The organism is Microbacterium esteraromaticum (assembly GCF_014084045.1).
GTDB classification, from domain to species: Bacteria; Actinomycetota; Actinomycetes; order Actinomycetales; family Microbacteriaceae; genus Microbacterium; species Microbacterium esteraromaticum_D.
Genome location: NZ_CP043732.1, coordinates 195,445 through 217,974, shown reverse-complemented (window position 1 = coordinate 217,974; position 22,530 = coordinate 195,445). Strand labels below are relative to the sequence as shown.

At 70.0% G+C, this 22,530-nt stretch carries 16 protein-coding genes and 1 pseudogene; 7 read left to right on the top strand and 10 right to left on the bottom strand.

Annotation, left to right across the window (positions count from 1 at the left end; genetic code table 11):
* Positions 1-28 precede the first annotated feature (28 nt).
* On the top strand, positions 29-670 hold the full coding sequence (locus FVO59_RS01025) for a winged helix-turn-helix domain-containing protein (RefSeq protein ID WP_182253788.1): 642 nt from the start codon (positions 29-31) through the stop codon (positions 668-670).
* Positions 667-1,911, top strand: coding sequence for an MFS transporter (locus tag FVO59_RS01020; RefSeq protein WP_182253786.1), 1,245 nt, complete (start codon positions 667-669; stop codon positions 1,909-1,911). Before FVO59_RS01025 ends, FVO59_RS01020 begins: the two co-directional genes overlap by 4 nt.
* 2 nt (positions 1,912-1,913) lie before the next feature.
* Here the strand turns inward: FVO59_RS01020 and FVO59_RS01015 are convergent, their stop codons facing one another.
* The 9 genes and pseudogenes from FVO59_RS01015 to hrpA form a co-directional block, all read right to left on the bottom strand.
* Positions 1,914-2,864, bottom strand: coding sequence for an epimerase (locus tag FVO59_RS01015; protein ID WP_182253784.1), 951 nt, complete (start codon positions 2,862-2,864; stop codon positions 1,914-1,916).
* Complete coding sequence (locus FVO59_RS01010) at positions 2,861-3,481, bottom strand: DUF4166 domain-containing protein (protein ID WP_182253782.1); 621 nt, start codon at positions 3,479-3,481, stop codon at positions 2,861-2,863. The genes FVO59_RS01015 and FVO59_RS01010 overlap by 4 nt, the downstream gene beginning before the upstream one ends.
* Positions 3,482-3,490: 9 nt before the next feature.
* Complete coding sequence (locus FVO59_RS01005) at positions 3,491-4,810, bottom strand: exo-beta-N-acetylmuramidase NamZ family protein (RefSeq protein WP_182253780.1); 1,320 nt, start codon at positions 4,808-4,810, stop codon at positions 3,491-3,493.
* A 5-nt stretch (positions 4,811-4,815) separates the two neighbouring features.
* On the bottom strand, positions 4,816-6,624 hold the full coding sequence (locus FVO59_RS01000) for a glycoside hydrolase family 3 protein (protein WP_182253777.1): 1,809 nt from the start codon (positions 6,622-6,624) through the stop codon (positions 4,816-4,818).
* Positions 6,625-6,709: 85 nt separating this feature from the next.
* Positions 6,710-7,615 carry an NYN domain-containing protein gene (locus tag FVO59_RS00995; RefSeq protein WP_182253775.1) on the bottom strand — a complete coding sequence of 302 codons (906 nt, stop codon included), beginning with the start codon at positions 7,613-7,615 and terminating at the stop codon, positions 6,710-6,712.
* A gap of 1 nt (position 7,616) precedes the next feature.
* Positions 7,617-8,606, bottom strand: coding sequence for a Gfo/Idh/MocA family protein (locus FVO59_RS00990; protein WP_182253773.1), 990 nt, complete (start codon positions 8,604-8,606; stop codon positions 7,617-7,619).
* Between the two features lie 41 nt (positions 8,607-8,647).
* A complete protein-coding gene (locus FVO59_RS00985; protein ID WP_182253771.1) occupies positions 8,648-9,988 on the bottom strand; it encodes an O-acetylhomoserine aminocarboxypropyltransferase/cysteine synthase family protein in 1,341 nt (446 codons plus the stop codon).
* A 75-nt stretch (positions 9,989-10,063) separates the two neighbouring features.
* Positions 10,064-11,008 carry a quinone oxidoreductase family protein gene (locus FVO59_RS00980; protein WP_182253769.1) on the bottom strand — a complete coding sequence of 315 codons (945 nt, stop codon included), beginning with the start codon at positions 11,006-11,008 and terminating at the stop codon, positions 10,064-10,066.
* Between the two features lie 40 nt (positions 11,009-11,048).
* Positions 11,049-15,052, bottom strand: a pseudogene (gene hrpA, locus FVO59_RS00975) (ATP-dependent RNA helicase HrpA).
* Between the two features lie 59 nt (positions 15,053-15,111).
* Here hrpA and FVO59_RS00970 point away from each other — a divergent pair.
* On the top strand, positions 15,112-16,266 hold the full coding sequence (locus tag FVO59_RS00970; protein WP_182253767.1) for a heparan-alpha-glucosaminide N-acetyltransferase domain-containing protein: 1,155 nt from the start codon (positions 15,112-15,114) through the stop codon (positions 16,264-16,266).
* Between the two features lie 81 nt (positions 16,267-16,347).
* Here the strand turns inward: FVO59_RS00970 and fgd are convergent, their stop codons facing one another.
* The gene (gene fgd, locus FVO59_RS00965; protein ID WP_182253765.1) at positions 16,348-17,373 is read right to left on the bottom strand and encodes a glucose-6-phosphate dehydrogenase (coenzyme-F420); all 1,026 of its coding nucleotides are present in this window, start codon (positions 17,371-17,373) and stop codon (positions 16,348-16,350) included.
* Positions 17,374-17,466: 93 nt separating this feature from the next.
* Between fgd and FVO59_RS00960 the strand changes: the two genes are divergently transcribed.
* The 4 genes from FVO59_RS00960 to FVO59_RS00945 all read left to right on the top strand — a co-directional run bounded on the left by FVO59_RS00960 (position 17,467) and on the right by FVO59_RS00945 (position 22,481).
* Positions 17,467-17,829, top strand: a complete 363-nt coding sequence (locus FVO59_RS00960; protein ID WP_182253763.1) for a cupin domain-containing protein — start codon at positions 17,467-17,469, stop codon at positions 17,827-17,829.
* 54 nt (positions 17,830-17,883) lie between these two features.
* Entirely contained in the window at positions 17,884-19,335 is a 1,452-nt protein-coding gene (locus tag FVO59_RS00955; RefSeq protein WP_182253761.1) for an aldehyde dehydrogenase family protein, read from the top strand.
* Positions 19,332-22,154, top strand: coding sequence for an FAD-binding and (Fe-S)-binding domain-containing protein (locus tag FVO59_RS00950; protein ID WP_182253759.1), 2,823 nt, complete (start codon positions 19,332-19,334; stop codon positions 22,152-22,154). Before FVO59_RS00955 ends, FVO59_RS00950 begins: the two co-directional genes overlap by 4 nt.
* Positions 22,155-22,283: 129 nt before the next feature.
* Entirely contained in the window at positions 22,284-22,481 is a 198-nt protein-coding gene (locus FVO59_RS00945) for a tautomerase family protein (protein ID WP_182253757.1), read from the top strand.
* Positions 22,482-22,530 lie beyond the last annotated feature (49 nt).

The following is a 22,530-nucleotide window of genomic DNA, read 5'->3' as shown; positions in this document are numbered from 1 at the left end:
TAGCACAGGGCGGTGTCATTCTGAGAGCGTGACCGAACAGGACGAACGCGGCATCCGCCTCGACGAACGGCAGATCCGTGTTCTCGCGCACCCGCTGCGGGCGCGCATCCCCGGCCTGTTGCGCATGGGCGGCCCCGCCACGGCGACAGACCTCGCCAGGCTGCTCCACACGAATTCCGGCGCGACGAGCTACCACCTTCGTCAGTTGGCCGCCGTCGGACTGGTGGCCGACACGGGGGAGGGTGTCGGGCGACGCAGAGAGTGGCGGGCTACGAGCGACTTCCACTCCTGGGCGCCGTCGGACTTCGACGACCGACCCGATGCGGCTGCGGCCGTGGGGTGGCTTCAGCGCGCCTACCTGCGCGACTTCATCGAGCGCGCCGAGCGCTGGGAGGCCGCCGCTCCCGACTGGCCCGCGGCATGGCGCGACGGTCTCGGACTCAGCGACACGGTCGTCGAGGTGACCCCGCAGCAGGCGGCAGCCCTCCAGGCCGAGATGGGCGCGCTGCTCGAGCGCTATCGCGCAGCGGGCGCCGGTGCGCCCGACGCCATCAGGGTGCACGTCACCACGCACGCCTCACCCCTCGAGTTCTCGACCGGCGCGGGTGCGGCAGTCGCGGACCCGACTGAGAGCGGCGGCCTATCGGACGAGAGCGGCACCCGATCGTGAGCACTCTGACGCGAAAGCAGGCTGAGCGACGGTACCTGCTGCTCACGGCCGTACGATGGCTGCCCGCAGGCATCACCTTCGGGATGACCGTGCTGCTGCCCCTCGAGAGAGGACTCAACCTCGCCGAGATCGGCGTGCTGATGTCGCTGCAGGGCTTCGTCGTGCTCGGGCTAGAGCTGCCCACAGGAGGGCTGGCCGACGCGATCGGTCGGCGCCCGCTGCTGCTCGCCGGCGCGATGCTCGCCGTGGCGTCGACCTGGGTGTTCCTGATCGCCGAGTCGTTCGCCGTCTTCGCCATCGCCCTCGTGCTGCAGGGGGTCTTCCGTGCTGTCGACTCGGGTCCGCTCGAGGCGTGGTTCGTCGACGCCGCGCTCGCCGACGACCCGGATGCCGAGCTCGACGCGCCCCTCGGGCGCGCGGCGGCCGCGCTGGGAATCACCATCGCCGCTGGAGCTGCGCTCGGCGGTGCGCTCGTCGCCTGGCATCCTCTGCCTGGGCAGTCGGCGCTGGTGCTGCCGTTCACGGTCTCGACCGCGGTCTACGCCGTTTTCGGTGTGCTGGTGGCAGCGCTCGTGCGCGAGCCGCATCGCGAACGCGCATCGCTGGCCTTCGCAGTGCGCGAGACGCCACTCGCGATGCGAGGCGGGCTGCGGCTGCTGCGGGGATCGGGCGTGCTTCGAGGCCTGGTGCTCGTCGAGGTGTTCTGGAGCATCGCGATGATCGCATTCGAGTCGCTCGCTCCGATCCGCCTCACAGAGCAGCTCGGGTCGGAGAGCGCCGCCGCCGCGGTCTTCGGCCCGGCGTCGGCAGTCGCCTGGGGCCTTTTCGCGATCGGGTCGTCATCGGTCGTGCTCGTGCGCCGGTGGCTCGGCCCTGCAGGGGCCGCCATCGCGATGCGGATCCTCAACGGTGCGGTCGTGGTGGTCATGGGGATCGCGGCAGGGCCGGTCGGACTGCTCGTCGGGTACGGGCTCGCCTATCTCACGCACGGCGGCGCGGGGCCCTTGCACAACGCCCTGCTGCACAGGCAGAGCGCAGCGGAGACGAGGGCCATGGCGCTCTCGATCAACTCGATGATCGCGGGAGGCGCATACAGCCTGGGGCTGCTCGTGCTCATGCCGCTCGCCGAGACGACGAGCACCACCGTCGCGATCGTCGCGGCCGGCGCGTTCAGCATGCTCGGTGCGGTCGGCTACCTGCCCGCGCTGCGTCAGCAGCGCCGTGCAGTCGTCTCGGATTGAGGTCAGCTCGCGAGGGATGCGCGCAGCGCCTTATCGAGATCCGGATGCCGGAACCGGTACCCCGCCGCGAGCAGCTTCTCCGGCAGCACCCACCGGCTCTTCAGGATCAGCTCCGTCTCGGTCCGGATGCCCATGGCGCCGATCTCGAGCATCCATCGCGGCATCGGCGGGCCGATGCGGGCGCCGACGGCCCGCCGGACCGCGGCCATGAACGAGCGGTTGTCGACCGGATTCGGGGCGGAGGCGTTGACCGGTCCGTCGAGTGCCGGATGCCCCTCGAGGAAGTCGATGATGCCGAGCACATCGTCGACGTGGATCCAGCTGAACCGCTGCCGACCGCCGCGCGCGCCGGGCAGGTGTGCTGTGCCCGCCGCGATGCGGGAGGCGGGCACCGGCCACCATCCGTCGAGCTGGGTACCGCCGAGACCGAACCGCGCCAGGCGCCGCAGGGGGCCGAGCACGCCGGCGTCGCCGAGCACGATCGCGGTGCGCAGCGCCACGCGGCGCGTCGCAGGCAGGGCATCCGCCATCAGCGTCTGCTCCCACGCCCTCGCGACATCCACCGAGAACCCGGTGCCGAGCTCGCCCGTCGACTCGGTCATCGGGCGGTCCTCGGCATGACGGTAGATCGTCGCGGTCGAGGAGTTCACCCACAGCGGCGGCGGCGCGCTCGCGCGGCGGATCGCCGTGCTGAGCGCTGCGGTGGTGTCGAGCCGGGAGCGGAAGATCTCCGCCCGATTCGCGGGCGTGTAGCGGCAGTTGACGCTCTTGCCCGCGAGTCCCACGACCAGTGCCGCCCCGTCGACCGCCGCATCGATGCCCGACTGGTCGTGCCAGGTCAGATCGGCGCCCGAACGCGAGATCGTCACCACCTCGCGTCCCTCCGTGCGGTACTTCTGCAGCAGGTGCCTGCCGATGAAACCGGTGGAGCCGCCGATGACGACCCGCGTCACACCCGCTCCTGCTCGACTCGGAACGTGAACGTGCCCGCGTACTCGTAGATCCGGCCGATCAGCGGGGCGTCGACCGTGAGCTCGACGCGCTGCAGACCCGCCTGCTTCTCGGCGCTCTCCCGCAGCCGCACGACGGGCGCGAGCAGACGCGGCAGACGCACGCGCACTCCCGCGAGCCGTACGCCCATCGCCCGGCTGCGCAGGGTGAGGGCGTGCTCGTCGACGGCGACGTCGAACGACACCGCGAGGGTCGTCGGCTCTCCGATCTGATCGATCACGCGGCCACCCGGCCCTGCGGTCACCGTGTCCTTCATCACCCAGTCGCCATCGGGAAGGTGCAGCGTGCGCACGCTGACCGCACGGCCGGCGATCGTGCGATTGCGGATGGTGAACGGAACCTGCTCGTGCCATCCGGCGAGCACCGCCCCGCCGTCCTGCAGCAGCCGGAGGATCGGCCACAGCCAGCGGCGAGGTGTGCCGACCCGCTCGAACACGCCCTCGCCGATGCCGACGCGTCCGCGAGGCACCGGCGAGAAGTACGTGCTCAGTGCCGGGTGGAGGGCCGGCCGCTGCTCGCCCAGCGCCCGCAGGTAGGGCGACTGGGGCACGTGATCCATGCTTCGAGACTACTCGCGCGGCCCAGGGTAGAGCAGGTGCGGTCGGGTGTCCTCCCTGAACCGGGCGAGCTCCGGCTGCCATGCCGCGATGATCTCATCAGCCGTTGCCCCGGCCTCGAGCTGCTGCTGGAACCGCCCCGATCCGGTCAGCAGACCGATCCATCTTCCGCCGTCGCCCCGCCACGAGAACTCGGGGTAGAGGCGGCGCGCCTCGACGAGCATGTGGGTGCCCACCGCGATGGCATCGACCTTCTCGGCGTCCATGATGTGCACCTGCACACCCGCGCACACCGTGCCGGCGTTCTTCGAGAAGGTCGGGGTGAAGTACGCCTCGCGGAACTCGACACCGGCGAGGCCCCGCTCGTTCAGCGCCGCAGCCCAGCGGTGATCGAGGTACGGAGCACCGATCAGTTCGAAGGGACGGGTCGTTCCTCGTCCTTCCGACCAGTCGGTGGCCTCGACCATGCCGGTGCCGGGGTAGAGCACCGCGGTCTGCGGCGTGGGCATGTTGGGTGACGGGGGGATCCAGCGGTCGGCCTGATCGGGCCCGACCATCTGACGCCGCCAGCCCTCGACCTCGACCACCTGCAGGTCGCTCAGCGGCGTCTGGCCCGCACGCTCCATGAAGGTCGCATTGAAGTATCGAGCAAGCTCTCCGACGGTCATGCCGTGCTGCTGCGCGATCTCGAGCAGCCCCACGCCCGACGTGAAGCCCGGCTGCAGCACCGGCCCGCGCGCCCTGCCGCCGAGCGGATTCGGGCGGTCGAGCACGACGAAGCGCAGATCTCCGCTCTGCGCTGCAGCCTGCATGGCCGTCCACATCGTCCAGATGTAGGTGTAGAAGCGCACACCGACGTCGCGGATGTCGAACACGACGGTGTCGACCCCGGACTGGACGAAGAAGTCGGCGAACGTCGCGACCGATGCGCCGTAGGCGTCGTAGACCGTCACGCCTGTGCGCGGATCGATCGAGGTCTCCTCGGCCTCACCCGCCTGAGCGGTGCCGCGGAATCCGTGCTCAGGCCCGAACACCGCGCGCAGGTCCACATCGTGCGCCACCATGTCGTCGACGATGCTCGTGAAGTCCTCGAGCACGCCGGTGGGGTTGGTGATGACCCCGACGCGACGCCCGGCGAAGACCCGCCACCCGTCGGCCGCAGCGACGTCGGCGCCGGTTCGCACGGGGCGGCCCTTACCGGGACCCTTCGGCTTCCCCGGCTGGTCCGGCTTGCCGGCGGCGAACGCCGACCCTCCGGTGGCGACCACGCCCGCGGCGCTCGCCGCGGCGAGGCCGGCGGCGCGGAACACTCCTCGTCTGCTGATGCCCATGCCGGTCACCGGCCCAGTCCGTGGCCGAACGGGTAGAGGACCTCACCGGAGCCGTCGCCGGCGTAGATGTCGACAGGCAGCGCACCCTGCGGCTCGATCTCGCCGGTGATCACCTTCGCGAGCGACGCGAGCGCCGGAGCCGCGTATGAATATGTGGCGATGAAGTTGTCGACGCCGGGCAGCTGGTTGATGTCGTAGGGGTTGCGCACCCCCGCGACGACGAGATGGCTGTCGGTGGCGTCGAGAGCGGCGACGAGCTGCTTCTGCGTGCTGGTCGCGGTGACTCCGTTTGTGAGCACGACAGTCACATCGTGCTGAGCCGCGGCCTCTGCGGCCTGCGTGATCAGCCCCGCCGAGGGGGCGGTTCCGGTGGGCAGCGTGGTGACGGTGGCTCCGCGTGCCGTCAGCTCAGCGGCGAGTGCGCGACCGGTCACCTCGCCGTAGCCGGTGACCAGCACGGTCTTGCCGTCGACCGACACGGGCAGCGCATCGCCCTCGTTGCGCACGAGGGTGGTGGTGCGATCGGTGATCTTCTCTGCGGCTCGCAGGCTTCCCTGGCGTCCGACGACGTTCATGACCTTGTCGACCTCTACGGTCGGTCGCTTGATGACGCCCTGGTCGTACTTCATCTTCAGGATGCGGGCGACCGACTCGTCGATGCGCTCCTCGGTGAGTCGACCGGAGTCGAGAGCCGCCTCGATGGCGTCGTACGCCGCGGGCGGATCAGCGGGCAGCAGCAGCTGGTCGACGCCGGCCTCGATGGCGCGCACGGCCACCTCGCCATCGCCGTACTTCTGGCGCACCGCCGCCATCTCGAGTCCGTCGGTGACGATGACGCCATCGAACCCGAGCGCCTCGCGCAGCTGGCCCGTGACGATCTTCTTCGAGAGCGTGGCGGGGTCGCCGCTGTCGTCGAGCGAGGGCACCACGATGTGCGCGGTCATGATCGAGTCGACGCCCGCGGCGATCGCGGCCTCGAACGGCGGCGCGTCGATCTGCTGCCACTCCTCGAGGGTGTGGGTGATCACCGGGAGCCCGGTGTGCGAATCGGTGGCGGTGTCGCCGTGCCCGGGAAAGTGCTTGGCGGTGGCGACGATGCCGGCGTCGTCCTGGTAGCCGCGCACCGCGGCGGCGGTGAGCAGCGAGACGAGATCGGGGTCGGACGAGAAGCTGCGCACACCGATCACGGGGTTGTCCGGATTCACGTTGACGTCGGCGTCCGGGGCGTTGTTCTGGTGGATGCCCATGGCGAGCAGCTCCTGCCCCGTGATCGCGGCAGCCCGCCTGGTGTCCTTCGCACTGCGACCCGCGCCCAGTGCCATGTTGCCGGGGAAGAGCGTCGCCGGCGAGCCGATGCGGGTGACGAGGCCCTGCTCCTGATCGGTGCTGATCAGCATCGGGATGCCGGCGCCGGCATCCATCGCCGCCTCCTGCAGCCCGTTCGAGAGCCTGGCGACCTGCTCGGGATCCGTCACATTGTCGCGCGCCGAGAACAGGATGAACCCGCCCGGCTCGTACTCGTCGACGATCTCGGCCGCGCTGGCCTCGCCGTACAGCCCCGTGTTGCGCGCGTCGGCCGAGTCGACGGCGGGGCCATATGCGAACAGGATGAAGAGCTGCCCGATCTTCTCTTCGAGCGTCATCGACTCGAGCGCGCTCTCCACGTACCGCTCGGCGAGACGCTCGGTGCCGGGAGGCGAGCCGGGGCTTCCGGTGCTCTGCGATGCCGCTGATGCGGCCGTCGGCGTCAGTGCGGCGGTCAGCGCGACGGCGGCGGCTGCGGCTGCGACGCGATGGGCAGGTCTTCTCAGCATGACGTCTCCTCTTCGAGATGCGTCCCCGGCTTCGTCCCCCAGACGTGCCCGTCAGCCTAGCAACCCGCTCGGCGAGACGACAGGGTCACCGCTCCTGCAGGCGCACCAGCCGCTCGTGCCCGCTCTCTTCGAGCTCCGCGACGTCGTCGCGAGACCGCAGGAAGTCGTTGAACGAGCGATACCCCAGCGCCTTCTCGCTGAACGAGGGGTCCATGCGCCGCATCTGCGTCTTCACCGCTGAGGCGTGCAGCCACTCGTCGGCGTCTGCCTTGTCATGCCCGAGACGCAGCGCCCGCACGAGCAGCGAGGTCGCCTCAGTCTGGTCGTCCTGCTTGGGCGCCGCGGTACGCGTGCGGCGTGTTCTCGCTGCGCTCTTGGGCTCGGGCTTCTCCTTCGCGGAGTCCGCGGCCGGGGCGTCGGCGACCGGGCGGACGACGCCGGGCAGCGAGTCGTACGACTCGAATTCGTCGCATGCGGCGGCGAGCGACTTCGCCGTCGAACCGGCCACGCCCACCCCGATCACGTAGCGGCCGAGCCGCTTGCACCGCTGCGCGAGCGGCACGTAGTCGCTGTCGCCCGCGACGATGACGACATGGGTCAGATCCGGCAGGCGGAACATGTCTTCGACGGCATCCACCGCGAGGCGGATGTCCGCCCCGTTCTTGGCGTAGGCCGCGGCGGGGAACAGCTGCACGAGGTCGACGGCTCTCGCGACCAGCTGCGACCGGTACTCGGCGTTCACCGGTGACGACCAGTCGGCATAGGCGCGGGTGAGCACGAGGGTGCCGAAGGACGACGCGTAATCGATGATCGCGCCGACTTCGATCGTCGCCTGCCTGAGGCGTTCGACGACCTCTGCGTCGTTCGGGTTCTCCGCGATGCGCTGTCGGTCCTTGCCGTATGCGTTGCGACCGTGCACGCGGTCGTACCAGGAGATGACGATGTTGTCGAAGTCGAGATAGACGGCCACGCGGCCCGGGGTCTCGGCCATGTCAGCTCTCGCTCGGGTAGACGACGCCGATCTGGCGGCGCACCTCGTCGAGGGTTCCCATGATCGCGACCGACTCCGCGGTCGGAAGGGCCAGCTGCGATCCGGCGGTGTCGCCGGATGCGATGGCGGCCTCGGCGGCGAGAGCCTGGAACTGCATGCCGCGTCCCTCGACGCTCGACTCGTACCGCTCGATGATCGTGCCGTCTGGTGCCACCACGCGGAACGAGGTGGGGGAGTACCAGACGCGGTCGATCTCGATCCGCGCCTCGGTGCCGAGCACGACGGCCGTGTTCGGTCCTGCGGTGCGCGATGACGACAGGGTGGTCGAGATCGCGCCTCCGGCGTGGGTCATGATCGTCGCGACCTCGGCATCCGCGCCCGTGTCGACCAGACGACCCGACGCGGTGATGCCGACCGGCTCGCCCAGCACGTCCCAGACGAACGAGATCGGGTAGATGCCCAGATCGAGCAGGGCGCCGCCGCCGAGGGCGAGGTCGTTCAGCCGGTGGGCGGGGTCGGTGGGCAGGCTCTGGGTATGGTCCGCCGACACCGAGCGGATCTCGCCGAGGCTGCCCGCGGCGATGATCTCGCGGATGCGCGCCATGTGCGGCAGATAGCGGGTCCACATGGCCTCCATGGCGAGCAGCCCCCTCTCGGCGGCGAGCCGGCGCAGGTCCTCGGCCTCGGCGCGGTTGAGAGTGAAGGCCTTCTCGACGAGAACGTGCTTGCCGTTCTGCAGAGCGAGTCTGGCGTCCTCATGGTGCATCGGGTGCGGGGTGGCGACGTAGATGATGTCGACCTCGGGGTCTTCGGCCAGGTCGATGTACGAGCCGTGCGCCCGGGGGATCTCGAACCTGGCGGCGAAGGCGTCGGCCGATTCCTGGGTGCGCGATCCCACCGCGACGAGGTCGAGCCCTGCGGTGCGCAGGTCGGATGCGAAGGCGGTCGCGATGCCGCCGGTGGCGAGGATGCCCCATCGGAGTCCGGTCATGGAATCAGCGTATCGGGGTGCTCGACCCCATCGGTCTGAAGTCAGCGTGCGCCGATGAGGGCGTCGGCGAGCAGCGGCGCGAGCACGCGGTCCAGATCGGCGATCAGGTCGGCCGGGTCCTCGAGGCCGGCCGAGACCCGCACCGTGTTCAGCGAGATCCCTGCGGCTGCGCGCTGCGCCGGAGTCAGGTGCGAGTGGGTCATGGACGCCGGGTGGGCGACCATGCTGCGCGCGTCGCCGATGTTGGCGACGAGACGGAACACCCGCAGTTCGTCGACCACGCTCGCGACTCTCGCGAACGCGCCCTCGTCCTCCTCGCCGACGAGGTCGAACGAGAAGACCGAGGGGGCGCCGTTCGGCAGGTACCGCGCCGCGAGCGCGTGCCACGGATTGTCGTCCAGCGCGGGGTGGTGCACCCGGGCGACGGCCGGATGCTGCGCCAGGTGCTCGGCGATCAGCCGGGCCGTCGTCGACTGACGGGAGACACGGAGGTCGAGCGTCTCGATGCCCTGCAGGATCTGCCAGGCGTTGAACGGAGAGAGCGACGGCCCGAGGTCGTGCACGTACTTCGACTTCACGAGGGCCGCGAACGCGTGCCCCTGCCCGAACCGCTCCCACAGCACGAGGTCGCCGAACCGGGTGTAGGGGCCGGCGAACTGCGGCCATCGCGCCGGCTCCGCTCCGAAGTCGAAGCTGCCCTGATCCACCACGACCCCGCCCAGCGAGCTGCCGTGTCCCGAGAGGAACTTGGTGGCCGAATGCACGACGAAGTCCGCGCCGTGCTCGCCGGGGCGAACGAGGTGGGGGGTGCCGACGGTGTTGTCGATGACGAGCGGCACGCCGGCCGTGTGAGCGACATCGGCGACCGCGCGGATGTCGAGGACCTGGGCGATGGGGTTCGCCACCGACTCGGCGAACAGCAGCCGGGTGCGCGGTGTGATCGCCTCCCGCCAGGCGTCGATGTCGTCCTGGTCGACGAAGGTGACCGAGATGCCGAAGTCGTCGAGGGTCTCCTGCAGCAGATCGATGGTGCCGCCGTAGAGCTGGTCGGCGGCCACGATGTGTCCGCCGCGATGCACGAGCGCGAGGATCGTCACCGCCACGGCGGCCTGGCCCGAGGCGACGGCCACCGCGCTGACACCGCCCTCGAGCAGCGCGACCCGCTCCTCGAGGATCTGCTGGGTGGGGTTGGCGTTGCGCCCGTAGATGATGCCGGGGCGCCGAAGCGCGAACAGGTCGGCCGCCTCGGCGAGCGATGCGAATTCGTATGCGGCGGTCTGGTGGATCGGCGGGACTGCGCTGATCACCCCGGTCGGCTGATAGCCGGCCTGCACCTGCGCGGTCGCGAAAGCCGGCGTCGGCGCGGCACACGGGGAAGTCATGTGCTCATGATGCTCCGCGCGCCGCGCCGACGCCCGTCGTGTGTCGAACTGTTGCGGCGTGCGTCGCCGTGCGTCTCAGGGCACGAGGATGATCTTGCCGTTCGCCGCGTGCCGCTCGATCAGCTCGTGCGCCGTCGCCGCGTCGGCGAGGGGGAGCTCAGGGCCCAGCTCGACCTGGAAGTCGCCCGCCTCGATGAGGTTGATCGTCAGCGGGATCGCCTCCTGGCGCCAGGCCTGCTCCTGCTCGGTGAGCGGGACCGGGCTGCCACCTGAGAACGCCCTGATGCCGAAGTCCGCGGCATCAGGGCCGCGGACGATCGTCGCGATCCGCGCGCTGTCCTCGACGAGAGCGAGCGAGGTGCGGATCGCCTCGTCTGTCCCGGCGCAGTCGAGGGCGACCGTGACCCCCTCGGGGGTGAGGTCGCGCACCCTCTCGGTGAGCCCTTCGCCGTACGCGACCGGTTCGGCGCCGAGCGAGCGCAGCTGATCGAAGCGCTCCGGGCTGCCGGTGGCGATGACCTTTGCGCCCCAGAGCACGGCGAACTGGACGGCGGCCTGGCCGACCGCACCCGAACCGGCGTGCACGAGCAGGGTGTCGCCCTTGGAGACGCCCAGCGAGCGCAGGCACTGATAGGCGGTGCCGATCGGGATGCCGAGGGCTGCTCCCTCGGCTGTCGTGACGCCGTCGGAGAGGCGGAAGACCTTGGACACGGGCACCGCGAGCGCGGTCGCGTACGTGCCCAGCACGTTGTCGATCACGACTCGATCGCCGATCGCGAATCCGGTCACTCCCTCGCCGATGCCGGCCACGACGCCGGCGCCGTCGAACCCGACACGGCGAGGCTCGACGATGGGCGGCGAAGGTCGCGCCCCGCGACGCAGCTTGGCATCCAGCGGGTTCACGCCTGCGGACTCGATGTGGACGACGACCTCGCCCGGCCCCGCGGCGGGCTCGGGTATCTCGATGAGGTGGAGGACGTCAGGGGTGCCGATCTCGGTGTAGACGATTGCGCGAGCCATGCGGCCAACGCTACCCCGGGCTGTCAGCGCGTGCTGCGCGTCACGACCGGCCGAGCGCCTTCGCTATGCGCTGCGGCGACACCGGCTGCGCGGTGCCGAGGCGCTGGGCGAAGACGCTGATCCGGTACTCCTCGAGCAGCCAGCGCACCTCCTGCAGGTGCGCGGGAGCGTCTGCGGCGAGCGGGATGGTTCCGCCGGCGTCCTCGAACGATTTCGCGACGCGCTCGTACTCGGTCATCCGCGTACGGTCCCTGCCTGGTTCGTTCGAGAGGGTCTTCAGCCGCTCGAGCATCCCGTCGAGGTAGCGGGGCAGGTGAGCGAGCCGCTCCATCCCTGTCGCCGAGATGAAGCCGGGGCGGATCAGCGCGCTCAGCTGAGAGCGGATGTCGTTCAGCGGTCCGAGCAGGGCGAGCGAGTTCTGCGACTTGATGCCGCGCTCGACGTCGCGGCTCTTCGTGAGGATCCTCGCGACCAGTGACACGCATGAGAAGAGCCGGTCGACGAGCTCGGCGTTCACCTCGTCGCGTACTCGCCGGTACTCCGCCTCGGTGCGGATGATGCCACTGGGGACGCGCTCGTCGATGAGCGCGCGCACGACCGCTGTCCTGGCGTCCTCGATGAGGGTCGCCGCGTTCGGATAGGGCGACGCGGCGAGCGCGAGCTTCTCGGGCGCGGTCAGGTGGCTCTGCACGTACGACGCAGGCGAGGGCACGTTCAAGAGCACGAGGCGCAGGACGCCGTCGCGGGTGGCCAGGGCGGCGGCATCCGCGGTCGCCTCGACCCGCACGGAGACGGACGAGCCGCGGTCGACGATCGCCGGGTAGCCGCGCACCGTGCCGCCGGCGACCTTCGTGTCGAGCAGCTCGGGAAGGTCGCCGAATGTCCAGTCGGTGAGGTCGTCGCGCTCGATGGCCTCTCGGCCGGACGCGTCGGCGACACGTTCCGCTTTCCGGCGCGGCAGTGGCGTGCGCGCCGGATCCGGCCGTGCCAGCGAGCGGGTCACGCTCTGCCGCGATCGGTCTGACAGCCGCTGCTGAAGCGCGGGGAGGTCGCGGTCGGACCCGGCGATCCTGCCTCGCTCGTCGACCGCGCGGAAGTTGACACGCAGATGGCCGGGCACCCTGGCGTCGTCGAAGTCGGCGGCCGAGACCGGCTGGTTGGCGAGCGGTTGGATCAGCCGCGCCAGCGCCTCCTTGAGCGACCGCTCCGGTACTCCGGAGCGGTGCTCGGGGCCCTCGGCGGCCAGCTGCTCGCCGAACTTCTCGGCCCAGTCGGCGGCGGGCACGACGTGGCGGCGGATCGCCTTGGGCAGCGCTCGCAGCAGGGCGGTGATCAGCTCTGCGCGCAGCCCAGGCACCTGCCAGTCGAAACCGGTGTCGCGGATCTGCTGCAGCAGCGCCAGCGGCACCACGACGCTCACGCCGTCGTCCTCGGCTCCCGGCTCGAACCGGTACGCGAGTCCCAGCACCTGATCGTCCTGCTGCCAGCGGGTCGGGAACTCGCCCTGGTCCGAGCGACTGTCGTCGTCGACGAGGTCGCTCTCGCGCATCACGAGCAGCTTCGGCGTGGTCTGCAGCGCGTCTCGCCACCACTTCTCGAAGGAGCGCACGTCGAACACGTCACGCGGGATGCGCTCGTCGTAGAACGCATACACGGACTCGTCGCCGGCGAGGATGTCGCGGCGACGCTCGCGCTCCTCGAGCTTCTCCAGACGGCGCCGCAGCTCGGCGTTCGCGCGCCAGAACGCGCCGACCCGCTTGTCGATTCTCGACGGATCCCACTCGCCTTCGACGAGGGCGTGCCGCAGGAACAGCTCGCGGGCGCCTGCGCGGTCGATGCGGGCGAACTGCACCCGGCGCTTCGGGATGATCTCGACGCCGAACAGGGTCACCTTCTCGTACGCGACCGCGGCGCCGGCATCCTTCGACCAGTGCGGCTCGGTGACCTGCCGCTTCGCCAGATCGCCTGCGATCGACTCGGCCCAGGCGGGGTCGATCGCGGCGACCGTGCGGGCGAACGTGCGAGACGTCTCGACGATCTCGGCCGCCATCACGGCCTGCGGGGACTTCTTGCGCAGGCCGGAGCCGGGGAAGATCGAGAACCGGATGCCGCGGGCGCCACGGTATTCGGCTATGCGGCGGCCTTTCTCGCCCTTCGCCTTGTTGGCGCTGCCGGCCGTCGTGCGTTCGTCGAGGATGCCGATCTGCGACAGCAGTCCGGAGAGGACCGCCCGGTGGACGGCATCCGGATCCGATGCGCCGCCGTCCCGTGCCGCGTCCTTCGGCGCCTTCACGAGCGTGCGCAGCTGACGGTGCACGTCGAACCACTCGCGCACGCGCACGTAATTGAGGTGCTCGCTGCGGCACATGCGGCGGAAAGCGCTGGAGCCGAGCTCCTTCTGCTGCTCGCGCAGATGGTTCCACAGGTTCAGCAGGGTGAGGAAGTCGCTGGTCGGGTCGACGAAGCGCGCGTGCATCCGGTCGGCTTCATCACGGACCGACTGCGGGGCGTCGGCGCTGGGGCGCTCGCGGACATCTTGGATCGATAGACCCGCGACGATCGCCATGACATCGGCCAGCACGCCGCCGCCGCGCGCAGCAGCGGCGACCAGCATCCGTGCGAACCGCGGATCCATGGGCATGCGGGCGATGTCGCGGCCGATCCTGGTGAGCCGGGGCTGCGCGCCGCGCGCGACGTCGACGGCGCCGATCTCGGTGAGCAGATCGAGTGCGGCCTTCACTCCGCGCGAGTCAGGGGAGTGAGGAAGGGGAACTCGGTGATCTCGCCGAAGCCGAGCGAGAGCATCTGCAGCACGACAGATGCGAGCGACGTGCGCAGGATCTCGGGCTCGGTGAACTCGGGCCGCCTGTCGAAGTCGTCTTCGCTGTACAGCCGGATCGCGATGCCGTCGCTGGTGCGTCCGGCGCGTCCCGAGCGCTGGTTGGCGGATGCCTGCGACACGGCCTCGATGGGCAGCCGCTGCACCTTCGAACGGGCGCTGTAGCGCGAGATGCGGGCCGTGCCGGTGTCGACCACATACTTGATGCCGGGCACGGTGAGGCTGGTCTCGGCGACGTTGGTCGCGAGCACGACACGGCGGCGGACACCGGCGACCTTCGACGGCTCGAACACGCGGTGCTGCTCGGCCGCGGAGAGACGGCCGTACAGCGGAAGCACCTCCACCGGCGCGATCGCCGAGCGGTACGCACCGCGCACGGCGTCGGCCGCGTCGCGGATCTCCGCCTCACCGGGAAGGAACACGAGCACGTCGCCCGGCGCCTCGCGGTCGAGCTCGCGCAGGGCCCCCACGATCGCGGTCACCTCGTCTTCGGGGTCGGCCTTGGCGCGGTCAGAACGCAGGACGTCCCGGGCTGAGCCGTGCCCCCGCGACGCATTCGCCGGTGCTGCGGCCGGTTCTTCCTGAGTTGCGGACGCCTCGTCGATGAGGGGTCGGTACCTGATCTCGACAGGGTAGGTGCGACCCGACACCTCGATGATCGGCGCGGGCTCGCCGCTCGCGTCCGCGAAGTGCGCCGCGAAGCTCTCGGGATCGATGGTCGCCGAGGTGATGATGACCTTCAGATCGGGACGCTCCGGCAGGATCCGCCGCAGATAGCCGAGCAGGAAGTCGACGTTGAGTGAGCGCTCATGCGCCTCGTCGATGATGATCGTGTCGTAGCGCGTCAGGTGCCGGTCGCGATGGATCTCGTTCAGCAGGATGCCGTCGGTCATCAGCGCGATGCGCGTGGCGTCAGACACCTGGTCGGTGAAGCGCACCTTGTACCCGACCAGGTCGCCGAGGGCGACGTGCAGCTCTTCTGCCACGCGCTCGGCGATGGTGCGCGCGGCGAGGCGGCGCGGCTGCGTGTGCGCGATGCGCTCTCGGCCCAGCTCGAGGCAGATCTTCGGCAGCTGCGTGGTCTTGCCCGAGCCGGTGGCACCGGCGACGATCACGACCTGGTTGTCACGGATCGCAGCGGCGATCTCGTCGCGCGCCGCGCTGACCGGCAGCTCCGGCGGGTAGGAGATCACGGGCGAAGACATAGCCCTCCATCGTATGCCGATACGGTCACCGGATCGGCCAGGTCTGGCATGATCGCCCCATGGTGCACGCGACGGCGGGCGACTGGTTCCGCGGGTTCGGCCGCGCCCCACGGATCATGGGCCTGGATGTGGCGCGGGCGCTCGCCATCCTCGGCATGATCGGAGCGCACCTCGGCGAGGTCGGCGATCGGCTCGATCCGAGCGATCCCTCGACGTGGAGCAGCCTCGTGCACGGGCATCCGTCTGTGCTGTTCGCGGTGCTGGCCGGGGTGTCGGTGGCGCTCATGACCGGTGCGCAGGCCGGGCCGCCGCCCGAGCGGCTGCCGGCGCTGCGGCTCGGGCTGGTGGGGCGCGGCGCGACGATCTTCGTGATCGGGCTGCTGCTCGAGCTGCTGCACACTCCGATCGCGATCATCCTCACCCTGTACGGCGTGCTGTACATCGCTCTCATTCCCGCGCTGCGGTGGCGGGCGCGCACGCTGCTGGTCGTCGCCGGGGCTCTCGCGCTGGGAGGACCCGCCGTTCTCGCGCTGGTGACCGCGCTCGGACTGGGCCCGAGCGGGCAGGGCGTGGCCTTCGCGCTGTACGGCGGCTATCCGCTCACGGTGTGGCTCGTCTACGCGCTCGCCGGGATGGCGCTCGGACGCCTCGGTATCGGGTCGATCCGCACGGCCGGATGGATGCTCGGCGCCGGCGCCGCGTCGGTGATCGCAGGGCACGCGCTCGGTGCAGTGGGGCGCAGCGTCGGCGTGCGCTCGGAAGACGCGTTCGACCCGCGCGACTCCGCAACGGGGTTCACGAGCGCCGGCTGGGACAGCTACCCCGACCGCTTCCGCGAGATGGAACCGGGCGGCGCGGTGCTGCGCGCACTGCTCGCCGTCGACCCGCACAGCGGCGGGACGGCCGACATCCTCGCCGCAGGCGGCGTCGCGGTGATGGTCATCGCCGCCTGCGTGCTCGCCTCGGAATCGCTGCGTGCCGTACTGCTGCCGTTCGCCGCGCTGGGGTCCATGCCGCTCACCGCATACACCGCGCACGTCGTGTCGTATGTCGTCATCGCGTCGCCGGCTGGTCACATCAGCGACAACCTGATCTGGCTGTGCAGTTCCGTGGTGCTGCTCGCGCTCACGACACTCTGGTCGATGGCTGAGGGACGTGGCCCGCTCGAGCGCCTCACCGCGCGCATCGCACGGGCGGCGGCGTCGGCTGGGTAGAGCGGCCGATGCCGTCGCCGGGCGGACATGCAGGAGGCTCTGCCGAGCAGTGGTCGCCGGCAGAGCCTCCCCGAGGACTTCTCAGGCGCGGTCGCCGAGTTCGCGCAGCGGCGTCAGGAGGTCGTCGCGGAACTGGTGCAGAAAGCGAGTCTGGTCATGGCCGGGGCCGTGGAACACGAGGTGGTTGAATCCTGCCTCCACGTACGGTGCCACCTGCTCGACGACCTGCTCGGGTGTCGAGGCGACGATCCACCGTTTCGTGACCTGCTCAAGGGGCAGCGCATCGGCGGCCTTCTCCATCTCGATGGGGTCGTCGATGCTGTGCTTCTGCTCGGGCGTGAGTGACAGCGGGGCCCAGAAGCGGGTGTTCTCCCGGGCGGTCTCGGGATCCCGGTCATACGACAGCTTGATCTCGATCAGCCTGTCCACCGTGCGTTCCGGGTCACTCGACTGGGCGCGTCCCTCTTCGACTGCCGGCATGAGCTTCTCCGTGTACAGATCCATGCCCTTCCCGGATGTGCAGATGAAACCGTCGCCGTGCCGACCCGCGTAGCGAGCGACGAAAGGACCGCCCGCGGCGATGTACACGGGGATCGGCGTGTCGGGCACGTCGTAGATCGAGGCGCCGACGGTGCGGTAGTAGGTGCCATCGTGATCCACGCGCTCACCGGTCCAGAGCTTGCGCATGAGGTCGATCGACTCGCGCAGACGGCCGAACCGCTCTTTGAACTCGGGCCACTCGCCTACGTATCCGGTGGCGATCTCGTTCAGCGCCTCGCCGGTGCCCACGCCGAGGATGACGCGACCGGGGAAGAGGCAGCCGAATGTGGCGAAGGCCTGAGCCATGACGGCCGGGTTGTATCGGAACGTCGGCGTGAGCACGCTCGTGCCGAGGGTGATGCGCTCCGTGCGCTCGCCGGCTGCGGCGAGCCAGGCCAGCGAGAACGGGGCGTGCCCGCCGTTGTATCGCCACGGCTGGAAGTGGTCGCTGACCATGGCGGAGTCGAGCCCGATCTCCTCGGCGAGAACGGTGAAGTCGACCAGGTCGCGGGGACCGAACTGCTCGGCGGAGGCCTTGTAGCCGAGTCGTAGTGTCGTGCTGCCCATTTGCATTGAGTCCTTTCTCAAGTAGCATGCTACATGTTACACGTAAAAGGCCGTGAAATCGAGTGTCGACGCGGTCGTGAAAGAAGAGGAGCGATGATGACCACCTTCTACACCCTGACGGATGTCGTTGGCGAGGACCTGGCCCCGTCGGCAGCGCCGCCCATCATCCTGGAGGGCGACCCGCAGGCCACCAAGCGTGTGCTGCACCGTGACGGTGACACCGAGATCGGCATCTGGGAGTGCACGCCAGGAGTGTTCCGATCGGAGAAGAAGGGGATCTCCGAGTTCATGCACTTCGTGAGCGGAGCTGGTCGCATCGAGCACTCCGACGGAACGACCACGATCATCGAGCCCGGCGCGGTGCTCCATGTGCACAGCGGATACATCGGCACCTGGTATGTCGAGCAGCCCGTACGCAAGGTGTACACGGCGATCGAGAAGCCGGATGAGGCATGAGAAGGAACCCCCCGAAGGCCGGGCGTGCGGGGTGCGACCGGGAGGAGGTCAGCGGTGACCGACACGAGCGCGCCTGAATTCGGCACCCTCATCGGCGGTGAATGGAGGAGTGCCGCCGAGCACCGCGAGAACATCAGCCCATCGGATCGATCGGACGTCATCGGCAGGTTCGCCATCGCCGGCATCGGCGAGCTCGATCTCGCGGTGGAAGCCGCACGCGAAGCCTTCCCGCGCTGGTCCCGCACGTCGCCCGCGGTGCGTGCCGATCTGCTCGAGCGCGTCGCCGCCCGCATCCTGTCCGATGCTGACGCCCTCGCCGAGCTCCTCGCGCGCGAGGAGGGCAAGACGCGGAATGAAGCTCGGGGCGAGGTGACCCGCGCGGCGCACATCTTCCGGTTCTTCGCCGGGGAGGCGCTGCGGCTCACCGGAGACCACCAGGATTCGGTGCGTCCGGGGGTGACGGTCACCGTCCATCGCGAACCGCTGGGAGTGGTGGGCGTGATCACCCCATGGAACTTCCCGATCGCGATCCCGGCGTGGAAATGCGCACCCGCCCTCGCATACGGGAACACCGTCGTGCTCAAGCCGGCGGCCCTGGTGCCAGCGAGCGCCGCCGCGCTCGCGCGCATCATCGAGGAGGAGGGATGTCCTCCTGGCGTGTTCAACCTCGTCACAGGATCGGGCGCTCTGATCGGCGACGCGCTCGCCCGGCACGAGGGCATCGACGCCGTCACCTTCACCGGATCGGAGAGCGTCGGTGTCGGGATCGCGCAGGCCGGCGCCACGGCGCTGCGCCCCGTGCAGCTCGAACTCGGGGGCAAGAACGCCTTGATCGTCTCGGACGACGCCGACCTCGACATCGCGGTCGCCTGCGCCATAGACGGCGCGTTCTTCGCGACGGGGCAACGGTGCACGGCGTCCAGCAGGATCATCGTGATGGACGCGGTCTACGAGCGATTCGTCACCGCTTTCCGTGAGCGGGCTCTCCGGCTGCGCGTCGGCCACGCGCTCGATCCGGACACGGAGATCGGTCCGGTGGTGGATGCCGGCCAGCTGCGCATCGATCTCGGGTACATCGACGGCGCCAGGGCCCACGCGGACGCGATCGTCCACGGAGGGGATCTCGTGGAGGGGAGCACGGCGGGCCACTTCCTGCGGCCGGCCGTCGTAGAGGGCCTGTCTGCCTCCGCCCCCCTGAACCGGGAGGAGGTGTTCGGACCCGTCGCCGGAGTGCTGCGCGCTGAGGACTACGACCACGCGGTCGAGCTCGCCAACGACACGCCGTACGGCCTGGTCGCCGGCATCTGCACCACCTCGCTCGCACGCGCCGCCGACTTCCAGCGCCGCTCCGACACCGGGATGGTCATGGTGAACCTTCCCACGGCTGGAGTCGACCCCCACGTGCCTTTCGGGGGCAGGAAGCGCTCCAGTCACGGACCGAAGGAGCAGGGCACCCATGCCAGGGAGTTCTTCACGCAGCTCAAGACCGCGTACGTCAGGCCATGACCCCCGCCGCAGAAGCCGCTGATCTCGCCCATGAGCTGACGGCGGCCGTCGCAGGTGAGGTCTGGGCGTCCGCTGCCAGAAGGGCCCAGTACTCCTCGGATGCGTCCAACTACCGTGTTCCCCCGCAGGTGGTCGTCGCGCCGCGCGATGTCGATGACCTGCTGGCCGTCGTCGATCTCGCGCGTCGGCGACGCGTTCCTCTCACGATGCGCGGTGCGGGCACGTCTGTGGCCGGCAACGCGATCGGTCCGGGCATCGTCGTCGATACCTCGGTGCATCTGAACAGGGTGCGGGAGATAGACGCCGATGGTGCCACCGCACTCGTCGAGCCGGGAGCCGTGCTGTCGCGCATCAACGACGAAGCCCGCGTCCACGGTCTGCGCTTCGGTCCAGATCCGTCCACGCACACCCGCGCGACGATCGGCGGGGTGCTTGGCAACAACGCGTGCGGGGCGCACGCGCTGGCCTACGGGCGCGCCGCTGACAACGTGGTCGAGCTCGATGTCGTGGACGGCCGCGGAAGCCGGTACATCGCCGCAGACGATCTGGCCCCGGTGCCCGGACTCGCGCGGCTGGTGAGGGAGAACCTGGGCACGCTGAGGACGGAGTTCGGACGCTTCGGGCGACAGGTCAGCGGATACTCCCTGGAGCACCTCCTGCCGGAGCGCGGATCGTCATTGGCACGAGCGCTGGTCGGCACCGAGGGCACTGTCGCCGTGACGCTGGGAGCGAGGATCCGGCTGGTGCCCATCGCCGCCGCTCCTGCGCTCGTCGTTGTCGGGTACCCCGATATGGCGGCGGCCGCGGATGCCGTCCCGGCGCTGCTCGCGCATCGCCCGCTCGCGATCGAGGGACTCGACGCGCGGCTGGTCGATGTGATCCGTCGCCATCGCGGCTCCGGCTCCGTGCCGGAGCTGCCGGCAGGGGGCGGCTGGCTGCTCATCGAGGTCGGCGGAGCAACGCAGGAGGACTCGCTGGCCACCGCACGCGCCCTCGTCGCGGATGCCGGTGCGATCTCCTCACGACTCCTGCCTGCCGGCGCCGAGTCGGCGAGGCTCTGGCGGATTCGCGAGGACGGCGCAGGCCTCGCCGGCCGCACGCCGTCAGGTGCCCAAGCATGGCCCGGGTGGGAGGACGCCGCGGTGCCGCCCGCGCGCCTCGGAGCCTATCTGCGCGATTTCGAGGCGCTCATGGCCCGGCATGATGTGGAAGGTCTGCCATACGGACACTTCGGGGACGGCTGCGTGCATGTGCGCCTGGATCTGCCGCTGGCATCCGACGCGGATGCGATGCGCCGGTTCATGCTCGATGCCGCGGACCTCGTGATCTCGCACGGAGGGTCGCTGTCCGGCGAGCACGGGGATGGACGGGCGCGAGGCGAGCTGCTGTCCAAGATGTACTCGGCCGAGGCACTCGAGCTGCTCGGCCGGTTCAAGGCGCTCCTCGATCCCGATGACGTGCTCAACCCCGGCATCATCGTGGAGCCGGCCCCACTCGACGCCGATCTGCGCCGGCCCGCGGCACTTCCCCTCCTGAGCTCGGGAGGTTTCGCGTTCGCGGACGACGGTGGCGACTTCACCCAGGCGGTGCATCGCTGCGTGGGCGTGGGCAAGTGCCGCGCTGTGGACGGCGGGTTCATGTGCCCGTCGTTCCGGGTGAGCGGAGACGAGAACGACGTCACCCGTGGCCGAGCCCGCACACTGCAGGAGATGGCCAACGGCTCGTTGATCGAAGACGGGTGGCGGGCCGCCGAGGTGCATGGGGCGCTCGACCTCTGTCTGAGCTGCAAGGCCTGTTCGAGCGAATGCCCGGCCGGTGTCGACATGGCCCAGTACAAGTCCGAGGTTCTGCACCGCAGCTACCGTGGCCGCGTGCGCCCGCGCGCGCACTACCTGCTCGGCTGGCTGCCACGCTGGGCGCGGCTGGCGGGTATCGCACCGGGTGTCGTGAACGCCGTGATGAAGGTGGCCCCGCTGCGACGAGCCCTTCTTCGCGCGGGCGGGATCGACCCTCGCCGCGGCGTTCCTGCTTTCGCGTCCCGCGCCGCGCGGCGCGCCCTGCGCGACACCGGGGCGCAGCCGGGCGACGCCGGGGCGCAGCCGGGCGACGAGCGGCGAGTGGTCCTCTGGGGCGATTCGTTCAGCGCGGCCTTCCGGCCCGCGTCCGTCGTAGCGATGCGCCGCGTGCTCCACGACGCGGGTTACACGGTCATCGTGCCCCGGGGAGAGCTGTGCTGCGGTCTGACGTGGATCAGCACGGGCCAGCTCGACGGCGCGCGGCGGCGATTGCGTCAGCTCGTGGACGGGCTCGCCCCATACGCGCTTGACGGCGTGCCGATCGTAGGTGTCGAGCCGTCATGCACGGCCGTACTGCGCAGCGATCTGGGTGAGCTGCTGCCCGAGGACTCGCGTGCGCGCAGCGTGGCGGCTGCGACCGTGACGCTGGCGGAGCTGCTCGAGCGGACTCCGGGCTGGTCCCCGCCCGATCTGAGCGATCTCACCCTCATCGTGCAGCCGCACTGCCATCACCACGCGGTGATCGGGTTCGAGGCGGATCGCCGCCTGCTCGCGCGCAGTGGAGCCGAGGTGCAGGAGCTCGAGGGATGCTGCGGAATGGCGGGCAACTTCGGGATGGAGCAGGGGCATTATGAGACCTCCGTGGCTGTGGCGGAGCTCGCGCTGCTGCCTGCGCTGCGCGCGGGGGGCACCGAGAGCGTGTTCCTCGCAGACGGTTTCTCCTGCCGGACTCAGGCCGAGCAGCTGGCCGATGTGCAGGGGAGGACCCTGGCCGAGCTGCTGGTCGGCGGCGCGGAGAAGTGACTACTTCGGACGCATGGAACCTTCCCTTCCACAGGACTTGCATGTAACATGTTAGATGTCACCGAATGAGGTGGCTGGTTCGAATCAGGCGGTTCGGACCGTGAGGCTCAAGGAAGAGAGGCACGATCAGTGGCATTCGTACGCGTTGATATCGCAAGTCGGAGTCAGGACCAGCGGGAGGCGATCATCGCCGGCATCACAGATGTCATGGTCGCCAATGGCGCGCGCCTGGAGAACGTCCAGGTCCTGCTGGTGGAGCACAGCCCCAAGATGTGGGGCACGCACGGGACCACCTTCCACAAGCACCTCAACCTGCCCGACGACTGACCGAGCCGCCTGCCATGGCGGCAGGCGCTGAGAGACGAGCCCGCAGCGC

What these genes read in the sequence shown, in the direction of transcription:
- FVO59_RS00990 (WP_182253773.1), bottom strand. Translation starts at nt 8,606, where the DNA reads ATGACCGGACTCCGATGGGGCATCCTCGCCACCGGCGGCATCGCGACC.
- FVO59_RS01005 (WP_182253780.1), bottom strand. Translation starts at nt 4,810, where the DNA reads ATGGGCATCAGCAGACGAGGAGTGTTCCGCGCCGCCGGCCTCGCCGCG.
- FVO59_RS01010 (WP_182253782.1), bottom strand. Translation starts at nt 3,481, where the DNA reads ATGGATCACGTGCCCCAGTCGCCCTACCTGCGGGCGCTGGGCGAGCAG.
- FVO59_RS00970 (WP_182253767.1), top strand. Translation starts at nt 15,112, where the DNA reads ATGGTGCACGCGACGGCGGGCGACTGGTTCCGCGGGTTCGGCCGCGCC.
- FVO59_RS00960 (WP_182253763.1), top strand. Translation starts at nt 17,467, where the DNA reads ATGATGACCACCTTCTACACCCTGACGGATGTCGTTGGCGAGGACCTG.
- FVO59_RS00980 (WP_182253769.1), bottom strand. Translation starts at nt 11,008, where the DNA reads ATGGCTCGCGCAATCGTCTACACCGAGATCGGCACCCCTGACGTCCTC.
- FVO59_RS01000 (WP_182253777.1), bottom strand. Translation starts at nt 6,624, where the DNA reads ATGCTGAGAAGACCTGCCCATCGCGTCGCAGCCGCAGCCGCCGCCGTC.
- FVO59_RS00995 (WP_182253775.1), bottom strand. Translation starts at nt 7,615, where the DNA reads ATGGCCGAGACCCCGGGCCGCGTGGCCGTCTATCTCGACTTCGACAAC.
- fgd (WP_182253765.1), bottom strand. Translation starts at nt 17,373, where the DNA reads ATGGGCAGCACGACACTACGACTCGGCTACAAGGCCTCCGCCGAGCAG.
- FVO59_RS00985 (WP_182253771.1), bottom strand. Translation starts at nt 9,988, where the DNA reads ATGACTTCCCCGTGTGCCGCGCCGACGCCGGCTTTCGCGACCGCGCAG.
- FVO59_RS00950 (WP_182253759.1), top strand. Translation starts at nt 19,332, where the DNA reads ATGACCCCCGCCGCAGAAGCCGCTGATCTCGCCCATGAGCTGACGGCG.